The organism is Actinomadura miaoliensis (assembly GCF_039536785.1).
Classification (GTDB): domain Bacteria; phylum Actinomycetota; class Actinomycetes; order Streptosporangiales; family Streptosporangiaceae; genus Spirillospora; species Spirillospora miaoliensis.
This window is the reverse complement of record NZ_BAAAZG010000056.1, coordinates 1-9,448: the sequence shown is the minus strand read 5'-3', so window position 1 is coordinate 9,448 and position 9,448 is coordinate 1. Positions and strand designations below refer to the sequence as shown.

Genomic DNA, 9,448 nt, shown 5'->3' with positions numbered 1-9,448 from the left:
CGCCCCCGGCCGCGCTGGACCGGGGGCGGCGCCGGGCCGTTACAGCGCCAGGAGGGCGCTCATGGGCAGGCGCGTGTCGGCCAGCGGCCGGACGGCCATGCGGATCAGGGCGAGGGCGTTGTCGTCACCGGCGATGCGGTTGGCGCTGAGCCGTCCGCACGCCAGGCACTCGTGGATGATCATCCACTCGCCGTCCCGGCGGGCCGTGACGCTGAGCGCCGCCATCCGCCCGCCGCAGCCCGCGCGCCGGTCGCCGGGGATCCGGTCGTCGACGTGCAGGCTGGTCAGGCAGTGCGGGCAGTGGTTGCGGTGCGCGGTGCCCGGCGCGGACAGCGGCACGTCCAGGCGGCAGCCCACGCAGCGGAACGACCCGGAGCGGAACGCCCCGGAGCGGCCCTGCCGCCGCCCGTCCGGCCGCTTCGGTTTGCGGCGCGGCATGTCACATCCCGCCGAACGGTTCGAGCGGGAACGGCGGCTCGGCCAGCGGCCGCACGGCCATCCGCATGAGGATGAGCTGGTTGTCGTCCTGCCGCACGGGGTTGGACGTCAGCTCTCCGCACCCGGCGCACCGGTGGATGAGCATCCAGTCGCCCTCGCGCAGCACCGCGATGGCGATCGGCGCCATGCGGGACCGGCACTCGGACGGCCCGCCCTCGGCGTGGTCGAGGACGTGCAGCGAGTGCAGGCAGCTCGGGCAGTGGTTGCGGCGTGCGCCGTCGGGCGCGAACGCGGACACGGTCAGGCCGCAGCGCACGCAGGTGAAGGTATCGGTTCTGAGGGTGGACACCCGGAAACTCCTTGCCGGAACGCCGACGGACCCCGGGTCCGTCGGAGAACGGTGGGGCACATGACAGCAAGGAAGCGCCGAGCGGCCTCGCCGGAGCGTGGATCGTGCTCGTCAGCGACGGTGGAGAGGCGCGCTCGGCGCCGGCCGGGTCGTCAAAAATCACCTGCACGAAGATCGGGTCGGATGGGACGGAGCCGAGGTTAGCGGCCGTCCCCGGCACGTCGCGAGCGATTTTCCGGGCGGGGCTCCGGCGGTCAGGGGGCGAGGAAGTCGGAGTCGCGGGCGTCGGTGACGGCCATGTGGCCGGGGGCGTGGCCGATCGCGAGCGGGGGCTTGGAGACCATCACGGCGGCCTGCGGGGTGACCCCGCAGGCCCAGAAGACGGGGACCTCGCCGGGACGCACGTCCACCGCGTCGCCGAAGTCGGGGGCGTCCAGGTCGGCGATGCCCAGGGCGGCGGGGTCGCCGACGTGGACCGGGGCGCCGTGCACGGCCGGGTACCGCGAGGTCACCCGGACGGCGTCGGCGACCTGGTGCGCCGGGACGGGACGCATCGACACCACCAGCGGCCCGCCGATGGCCCCGGCCGGGCGGCACGGGCGGTTCGTCCGGTACATGGGGACGTTGCGGCCCTGCTCGATGTGCCGGACGGGCACCCCGGCGGCCAGCAGCGCGTCCTCGAAGGTGAAGCTGCAGCCGATCAGGAAGGCCACCAGGTCGTCGCGCCACGCCTCGGACGCGTCGGTCACCTCGGCCACCGGCTCGCCGTCCCGGTAGACGACGTAGGCGGGCAGGTCGGTGCGCAGGTCGCCGCGGAACAGCGCGCAGGAGGTCTCCCCCGGCTCGGTCACGTCCAGCACGGGGCACGGCTTGGGGTTGCGCTGGGCGAACAGCAGGAAGTCGTAGGCGTGCTCGCGGGGGACGGCGATGAGGTTGGCCTGCGTCCAGCCCGCGCACCAGCCCGCGGTGGGGGTGCGCAGGCCGCCCCGGAACAGGGCGCGGGCCTCGTCGGGCGTCAGCATGGCCGAGTCCTTCATCGGTGCCTCCGTGTGAAGTGGACCTGAACGCCCGGCCGCAGCGCGCCGGGCAGAAGGGTCGGATCGGTGCGTCCTATGAGCCGCCGGCCGCCCGGCGCCTCCATGGGGCAGAGGCCGCTGAACGGCCCGGTCGGCCCGACCGCCCCCGCGGGCACGCGGGGGCGGGGGGTGGTGCGGCGGGGGATGCGCAGGTGCGGGTCTCCCCGGTCAGGTACCCGAATCCGGGCGGTCAGCTCCACAGGTCGGCGATTCCGGTCAGGGAGTTGTAGCCCAGGTAGAGGGTGAGGACCCAGGCCACGGCGCCGAGGGCCAGCAGCCAGGCCGGGTAGCGGTAGCCGCCGAGCAGGTCGCGGCGGCGGGCCGCCGCCCACAGCAGCACGCCGAGCCCCACCGGCAGGATCAGGCCGTTCAGCGCGCCCGCCAGGATCAGCAGCGTCACCGGGGTCTTGCCGAGGGCCAGGTAGATCAGCGTGGACACGACGATGAACGCGACCACCAGGCGGCTGCGGTTGCGTTCGATCCACGGCGCGAAGGACACCAGGAACGACACCGAGGTGTAGGAGGCGCCGATGACCGAGGTGATGGCGGCCGACCACATGATCACGCCGAAGACCCGCATGCCGGTGTCCCCGGCGGCGTGCTCGAAGGCCGACGCGGCCGGGTTGTCGGCGGCGAGCTTCGCGCCGCCCGCCACGACCCCGAGCACGGCCAGGAACAGCAGGGTCCGCATCAGCGCGGTGATCAGGATGCCGGTGATCGAGCTGCGGGTGATGCCGCGGATGTTCTCGGGGCCGCTCAGCCCGGACTCGATCATGCGGTGCGCGCCCGCGTAGACGATGTAGCCGCCGACGGTGCCGCCGATCAGCGTGGTGATCGTCAGGAACCGGACCTCCTCGGGCAGCACGGTCTGCCGCAGCGCGTCGCCCAGCGGCGGCCCGGACACCACCGCGACGTACAGCGTCATGAGGATCATGACGGCGCCCAGCACCACCACGATCCGGTCCATGGCGACTCCGGCGCGGCGGATCAGGAAGATGGCCACGGCCAGCGCCGCCGACACCGCCCCGCCGATCTTGACGTCCAGGCCGAACAGCGCGTTCAGGCCGAGCGCGCATCCGGCCACGTTGCCGATGTTGAACACCAGGCCGCCGAAGACGTCCAGCGCGGCCAGCAGGTATCCGGCGCCGGGGGCGACGTCGTTGGCCAGGTCCTGGGCGCGCCGTCCGGACACGCCGACGACGCGCCAGACGTTCAGCTGGATCGCGATGTCGACCAGCACCGACACCAGGATCGCGAAGGCGAAGGCGGCGCCGAGCTGGGCGGTGAAGGTGGTGGTCTGGGTGATGAACCCCGGCCCGATGGCGCTGGTGGCCATCAGGAACATGGCGCCGACGAGCGCGCCGCGCGCCGGCGCCCGGGAGACGGGAGCGTTCGGCGACCGTGTGGTGCTCGGGTCCGTCATGGCTTCCCCTTGCGACGATCCGACTTTCCCGCAGCGTACGGATTGTTCAACAATCGAGCAATCCCCTAATCCTCGTATCCTTCAATTCACCACGTCCGGGCTACCCTGGCCGTGCATGGTTTCGGGTCGGTCACGGCGATGTTTCGTCCGGGGAAGGGAGCGCGATGCCCGTGCGGGAGCAGGTCGGGGAGCAGGCGGAGGGCCGCGGCGGGGATCGGGCACGGGACGGCGGATGGATCGCCAACATCGAGGCGGCGCGCGCGGACCTCGCCCGTTCCAGCACCGCCGCCCGCGTCGCCGGGCTGCTGCGCGAGCAGATCATCGACGGCCTGCTCAAGCCCGGGGAGCGGCTGCCCGAGGGCAAGCTGCAGAAGGCCGCCGACGTGTCCCGCAACACCCTGCGCGAGGCGTTCCGGATGCTCGTCGAGGAACGGCTGCTGGTGTACCAGTTCAACCGGGGCGTGTTCGTGCGCCGCGTCACCCCGGGCGACGTCACCGACCTGTACCTGGTGCGGCGGATCCTGGAGTGCGAGGGCGTGCGGGCCGCCCCCGCGGCCGCCCCCGAGGCCCTCGCCCGCCTGGACGCGGCGGTGTCGCGGGGCGAGCGGGCCGCCGAACAGGGCCGCTGGCCCGAGGTCGGCGCCGCCGACATCCGCTTCCACGAGGCCGTCGGCGCGCTGGTCGGCAGCCGCCGGGTGGACGAGATGCTGTACCGCACGCTGACCGAGCTGCGCCTGGCCTTCCACGAGATGGTCTCGCCCCGCGAGTTCCACGAGCCCTACCTGCGGCGCAACCGGCTGCTCACCGAGCTGATCACGCACGGGCGGATCGAGGCGGCCGAACGCGAGCTGCGCGCCTACCTCGACGACGCCGAGGCCCAGTTGCTGCAGGCCTACGAGGCCGCCGACCGGTCCACCGCCGGCTGAGCCGGCGCCCCCCGCCGCCGGGGGGGTGGAGCGGCCCCAACGTGGGAAGGCTGGATCTCGTACCACGCGATCGCGCAATCTGGGGAGATCCATGAACACGGCAACGGGCGGGGGCGGCGGGGCCGTCCTGGAGGAGCTGGACCGCGAGGAGTGCCTGCGGCTGATCGCGCCGGGCGGCGTCGGCCGGGTCGCCTTCAACGACGGCGAGGGGCCCGCCGTGATCCCGGTGAACTACGTCGTCGACGACGGCACGGTGGTGTTCCGCACCGACCTGACCGGCCGTCTCAGCCAGGCGCTGCGCACCGCGTTGAAGGGCGCGCAGGTGCGGATCGCCTTCGAGGTCGACCGGATCGACGAGGTGCGGCATGAAGGCTGGAGCGTGATGCTGCGCGGGGGCGCCCGGCAGCTGTCGGACGACGAGTGCGTGACCGCCGCGCCCGTGGAGCCGTGGCCTGGCGGCGAGCGCGGCGCGCACATCCGCATGGTCCCGTCGGAGATCAGCGGCCGCCGCATCCACCACTGAGCGCGTCACCACCGAGCAGCCTCGGCCCCCCAGCCGCATCGGCCGCCGAGCCGTATCACCGCCGAGCCGCATCGAGCACCGGACGCGACGCGACGGGCGGGGGCCGCGCGGCCCCCGCCCGTCATTCCCTCGGGTGGTTCAGGGCGTCACTCGTTGAACAGGCTCCCGTAGTCGGCCATCGCCATCGCCACGTCGGCCTGGGCCCAGAAGCGGTGGTAGTTGAACACCGGCGCCGTGGAGCTGGCGCCCGTGGCGTACGCCCACACGCGCTGGTAGTCGGGGTCGTTCTTGTAGAACGACCGGATGGACATGAACGTGGAGCTGGAGTTGATCGGGTCGCCGTTGGGCATCTTGCCGGTCCAGCCCGGGGGCACGTACACCGGGTCGGTGACGCGCTTGTAGTCGGCCTTGGTCTCCGGCACCGACACGCCCTTGGCGTCCTGGTGCCGCCACAGCGCGTCCAGCAGGTTCTTGGCGGTCTGCTTGGCCTGCGCGTGGTTCGCCTTGGCCGCGTAGTAGGTCAGCGTCCTGGCCAGCGCGGCGGTCACGCCGACGTCCTGGGTGTGGTCGACGACGGTGACGTGCAGCCCGGTGTTGGCGGGCGGCATGCCGCTGGTGCTGGACCAGTTGGCGTCCGGCTGTCCCTCCCAGCGCAGCGTGGAGGGGATCTGGTACTCGCCGGTCGAAGCGTTGACCGTGGTGTTGTCCAGCACCCAGGCGACCCACTTGTCCATGATGGTCTTGGCGTCGGCGCTGCCGGTGGCGTAGTAGTACTCGGCGACGCGCTCCATCGACCACGCCTGGAACCCGAACCACTGGTTGCTGGGCGGGTCGTGGTAGACGGGCTGCCAGTCGTAGGCCATCCCGAAGAACTTGGTCAGGCCGGACGGCGGGGTGCTGTAGCTGCCGTCCCAGCTGTTGGTCACGCCTCCGGCGATGCCGCCCTCGGCCGACTGCAGCCACTTGTAGAGCTGCAGCTGCCGGGTGAGGCTGGTCGACCAGTCGGTCTTGGCCGTCGCGCCCTTGGGCGCCAGGGCCGAGTTGTTGACCAGGGCGTAGGCCGCCATCGGGTTCTGGTAGCCGAAGTGGGACGCGCCGTCGCCGATGCGCCAGGCCCAGCCCGCGCTGGTGTCCAGCGCGCCGCCCCAGGCGTAGTACCACGACAGCAGGTAGTGGGAGCTGTCCTTGCCGGAGCCGGCCGGGCAGGACGACGCCGGGTAGCAGTTGCCGATCTTCTTGAAGTACTTGTCGAAGAACGAGTACCGCAGGTAGTCGCCCAGCTTCCCGGCCTTGGCCACCGTGGCGGACACGTCGGCGCCCTTGTTCTGCGCCTTGGCCCACACGTCGGCCCAGTACGCGGCCTGGACCGCGCGCGCGTCGGCGTCGGGGGCGTTGGTGAACTTCCACTGCTTGGCGTAGCTGGCGTCCTTGGTGAACAGGTCCAGGTAGCCGTTGGTGCCGCCGTACTTGAACGCGTCGCAGGTGGGCTGCGGGATCGTCTCGAACACCGACTCCTGCGAGCCGCGCTGGTAGGTGTTGATGTAGGACGGGCCGTCGGCGGACGGTCCGTTCTCGCAGCCGCCGCCCGGGGTGTTGCCGTAGCCGTAGACGTTGTCCACGTCCTGCAGCCAGTGCATGCCGTAGATGTCGTCGGTGCCGTACGCCGACTTCAGCTCACCGGCGATCGGGTCCTGCCCGACCGGGATGTTGCCGTCCAGCTGGGACGGGTAGTTGCTGGGGTCGGGGTGCTCCGGCGCGTAGGTGGCGGGCTTGTTCGCCTGGTAGAAGGAGTTGGTCGGCTGGTCGGCGTGCGTGGGGATCATGTACTTCTCCATCAACGCCCACGAGGCGTTGAACGGCGCCCAGTTCTGGGTCACCTTGCCGTACATGGCCTCCAGCCAGATCAGGTAGCTGTACGCCTCGGAGGTCGTCTCGTGCCCGTGGTCGGGGGCCTCCACCATGAAGGTCTCCACCGAGTGGTACGGGATGCCCTCGGGGCTGAAGTACCCGTTCGCCGGGTCCTTGATCTTGTTGTACTGGTCGAGGAACCGCTGCTGGTAGACACCGCCGCTGGTGTCGGCCTGGGTGACGGTGACCCGGGCCGCGGCGTAGCCGGTGGCCGTCGAGGTGAACGTGGCCGTGCCGGTGCCGCTCGCGGCGGCGCTGATCTCCACGTTCTGCGCGGTGGACCAGTTCTGCGGGGTGAAGGTGAGCTGGCCTCCGGCGCTGACGGTCAGCGCCGTGTTGCCGGACGTGCGGGCCGTGCTGACCGTGACGTTGGACGCCGGCGCCTTGGACAGCTTGACACCGTAGGTGACCTTGCCGCCCTGCGTGACCGTGAGCGTGGTCGGGCTGGCGACGATGCTCGCCTCCTCGGTCACCGTGATCCCGACCGGTGCCGACTCGGCGGTCGCGCCGGTGCTGTCGGTGACCTTGGCGTAGAGCGAGTAGTTGCCCGCCTGGGTCGGCGTCCAGTTCAGCGTGTACGGCGCGGTGGTGTCACCGGCCGCCAGCAGGCCGTCCTGGCTGTAGAACTCGACCTTGCTGACCGTGGCGCCGGTCCCTGCCGTGGCGGTGGCCGCCAGCGGCACGGCGGCGCCCACCGAGTAGGTGGCGCCGGCGGCGGGGCTGGTCAGCGTGACGGTCGGCGCGGCGGCCGTGTCGTTGCAGCGGGTGCCGTTGAGGAAGAACGCGGTCGGGTCGGCGTTGCCGCCGGAGTAGGTGAACTGCGCGCCCACGTTGACCGTCGCGCCGGACGCCAGCGCGCCGTTCCACCCGGCGTTCTTCACGCTGACCTGCTGCCCGGTCTGGGACCAGGTGCCGTTCCAGCCGTTGGTCAGCCGCTGGTTGCCGCCGTAGGAGTACGTCAGCTCCCAGCCGGACAGGGCGTCACCGGTGTTGGTGATGTCGAGGCTGGCGGTGAAGCCGTTGCCCCAGTCGTTCTTCTTGTAGACCACCTTGCAGCCCGCGGCGGCCTGCGCCGGTGCCGCCACGGCGGTGAACAGGCCGCCGAGCAGCACCAGCGCCGCGCTCACCGCGGTGAACGAGCGCCTTCGGTCGCGCCATCGCAATCGTCGTCTCACAGGGTTTCCTCTCGGGCAGGGCGGAGCCCGCCGCCGGCGCGGTGGAAGCGCCGGCGGCGTGCGCACTCGGGGTGAGCGGGGTCGGTCGGGCGCCTCTCCGGCGCCGGTGGGGCGGGCTCCGCCGGGCCCGGGCGGGACGGCGGGGCGTCCCCCCGCTAGGCGGAATCTCGGACGATCAGCTTGGTCTTGAGCACGACGCCGCGGTCGGTCAGGCCCTTGCCGCCCATGCAGGCGCGCAGCTCGCGCACGATGCGGGCGCCGAGGTCCTCGATCGGCTGGCGGACGGTGGTGAGCCGGGGCCGCACGCGCTGGGCGATCGGGGCGTCGTCGAACCCGACGACCGCGACGTCGTCGGGCACCCGGCGGCCGGCGCGGCGCAGCGCCCGCAGCGCGCCCACCGCCATCGGGTCGGACGCGCACAGCACGGCGTCCAGGTCGGGACGGCGGTCCAGCAGCCGGTTCATGGCGTGCTCGCCGGACAGCTGGCCGAAGTCGCCGCGGCCGATCAGGCCGGTGACGTCCAGGCCCGCCTCCTCGGCGGCGGCCCGGTACCCGGCGAGCCGGTCCACGCCCGCGGCCATGTCGGACGGCCCCGCGATGGTGGCCACCGCACGCCGCCCGGAGGCGGCCAGGTGCCGCACGGCCGCGCGGGCGCCGCCGCGGTTGTCGGCGTCCACGTACGGCAGCGGCACGTCGCTGAGCGGCCGCCCGGCCAGCACCACCGGGGCCCCGGCGGCGGCGTGCACCAGCGCCGCCGGGTGGTCCCGGTGCGAGCTGATCAGCAGCACCCCGGCGGCGTGCCCGCCGCGCAGGTACTCGGCGGTGGTGCGCCACTCCTCCGGCCGTCCGGCCATGAGGATCACCAGCGGGGCGCGGCCGTCCAGCTCGCGTTTGACGCCCCACAGCACCCGGGCGAAGAACGGGTCGGCGAAGACGCGGGCGCTGTCCTCGCAGAACACCGCGGCGACGGCGCCGGAGGTGCGGGGCTCACGGGAGGCGGGGCGGCGGCGCACGTAGCCGAGCCGCTGCACCGCCTCCTCGACCTGCATGCGCGCGGTGCGGCTGACCCGGGTGGAGCCGCTGAGCACGCGGGAGGCGGTGGCCGGGGAGACACCGGCGAGCTCGGCGACGTGGGCCAGGGTCGGGGTTCGGCCGTCGGCCGGGGGACAGGCCGGACCGGCGGACGGTTCGGTGATCGTCACGCGTGCACTCCCTTCGGGTTCCCGGCCCGCGGGGGTGGCGGCCGGGAGGGGCGGGGGGTGTAGTGGGAGCGCTCCCAAGAATCCGTTCGCCGGTCAGCGCTGTCAAGAGAAATGTGGCAATCAGGTTAAGGCCCGGTTTCGGGCCGTTCCCCGATCACGATGACCGCCCCGCGAATCGGTGTTGATCAGCGAAAACGCACCGCACACCCGTTCGGGGACGACGTGAAAACCGTGAAAGAACGTGGAAGAACGCTTCTCGCCGCGCCGCGGCCGGTTTAGGTTCGGCCTCGAAATCGAGAGTGTGGGAGCGCTCCCATCAATCGGACAAGGAGGTCGGATGCGGGCACGGGCGACGAGCCCCGCGACGGGCCGCGCGACGAGCCCCGCGAGGGGCCGCGTGCTGAAGGCGCTCGCGGCGCTGGCCGGGG

General features: G+C 72.5%; 9 protein-coding genes. 2 read left to right on the top strand and 7 right to left on the bottom strand.

Annotation, left to right across the window (positions count from 1 at the left end; translation table 11 throughout):
• Positions 1-39: 39 nt before the first annotated feature.
• The 5 genes from ABD811_RS35365 to ABD811_RS35345 all read right to left on the bottom strand — a co-directional run bounded on the left by ABD811_RS35365 (position 40) and on the right by ABD811_RS35345 (position 3,286).
• Entirely contained in the window at positions 40-438 is a 399-nt protein-coding gene (locus ABD811_RS35365; protein WP_344956488.1) for an RNHCP domain-containing protein, read from the bottom strand.
• A 1-nt stretch (position 439) separates the two neighbouring features.
• The gene (locus ABD811_RS35360) at positions 440-787 is read right to left on the bottom strand and encodes an RNHCP domain-containing protein (protein ID WP_344956487.1); all 348 of its coding nucleotides are present in this window, start codon (positions 785-787) and stop codon (positions 440-442) included.
• 254 nt (positions 788-1,041) lie between these two features.
• Entirely contained in the window at positions 1,042-1,824 is a 783-nt protein-coding gene (locus ABD811_RS35355; protein ID WP_344956485.1) for a putative hydro-lyase, read from the bottom strand.
• On the bottom strand, positions 1,821-2,063 hold the full coding sequence (locus tag ABD811_RS35350; RefSeq protein ID WP_425549494.1) for a carboxyltransferase domain-containing protein: 243 nt from the start codon (positions 2,061-2,063) through the stop codon (positions 1,821-1,823). The genes ABD811_RS35355 and ABD811_RS35350 overlap by 4 nt, the downstream gene beginning before the upstream one ends.
• A complete protein-coding gene (locus ABD811_RS35345) occupies positions 2,054-3,286 on the bottom strand; it encodes an NRAMP family divalent metal transporter (protein ID WP_344956483.1) in 1,233 nt (410 codons plus the stop codon). The genes ABD811_RS35350 and ABD811_RS35345 overlap by 10 nt, the downstream gene beginning before the upstream one ends.
• A gap of 164 nt (positions 3,287-3,450) precedes the next feature.
• On the opposite strand from ABD811_RS35345, the gene ABD811_RS35340 reads away from it, so the two are divergent.
• Positions 3,451-4,212, top strand: a complete 762-nt coding sequence (locus tag ABD811_RS35340; RefSeq protein ID WP_344956481.1) for a GntR family transcriptional regulator — start codon at positions 3,451-3,453, stop codon at positions 4,210-4,212.
• A gap of 91 nt (positions 4,213-4,303) precedes the next feature.
• Positions 4,304-4,735: a pyridoxamine 5'-phosphate oxidase family protein gene (locus ABD811_RS35335; protein ID WP_344956479.1), complete on the top strand. Its 432-nt coding sequence runs from the start codon at positions 4,304-4,306 to the stop codon at positions 4,733-4,735.
• A gap of 146 nt (positions 4,736-4,881) precedes the next feature.
• On the opposite strand, the gene ABD811_RS35330 is transcribed toward ABD811_RS35335, so the two are convergent.
• Together ABD811_RS35330 and ABD811_RS35325 are read right to left on the bottom strand one after the other, a co-directional pair.
• The gene (locus tag ABD811_RS35330; protein WP_344956478.1) at positions 4,882-7,818 is read right to left on the bottom strand and encodes a glycoside hydrolase family 48 protein; all 2,937 of its coding nucleotides are present in this window, start codon (positions 7,816-7,818) and stop codon (positions 4,882-4,884) included.
• A gap of 155 nt (positions 7,819-7,973) precedes the next feature.
• Entirely contained in the window at positions 7,974-9,020 is a 1,047-nt protein-coding gene (locus ABD811_RS35325; protein WP_344956475.1) for a LacI family DNA-binding transcriptional regulator, read from the bottom strand.
• Positions 9,021-9,448 lie beyond the last annotated feature (428 nt).

Bases quoted from the DNA above. Each gene is read 5' to 3' on its own strand.
- ABD811_RS35365 (WP_344956488.1), bottom strand. From the start codon at position 438: ATGCCGCGCCGCAAACCGAAGCGGCCGGACGGGCGGCGGCAGGGCCGC.
- ABD811_RS35335 (WP_344956479.1), top strand. From the start codon at position 4,304: ATGAACACGGCAACGGGCGGGGGCGGCGGGGCCGTCCTGGAGGAGCTG.
- ABD811_RS35345 (WP_344956483.1), bottom strand. From the start codon at position 3,286: ATGACGGACCCGAGCACCACACGGTCGCCGAACGCTCCCGTCTCCCGG.
- ABD811_RS35340 (WP_344956481.1), top strand. From the start codon at position 3,451: ATGCCCGTGCGGGAGCAGGTCGGGGAGCAGGCGGAGGGCCGCGGCGGG.
- ABD811_RS35355 (WP_344956485.1), bottom strand. From the start codon at position 1,824: ATGAAGGACTCGGCCATGCTGACGCCCGACGAGGCCCGCGCCCTGTTC.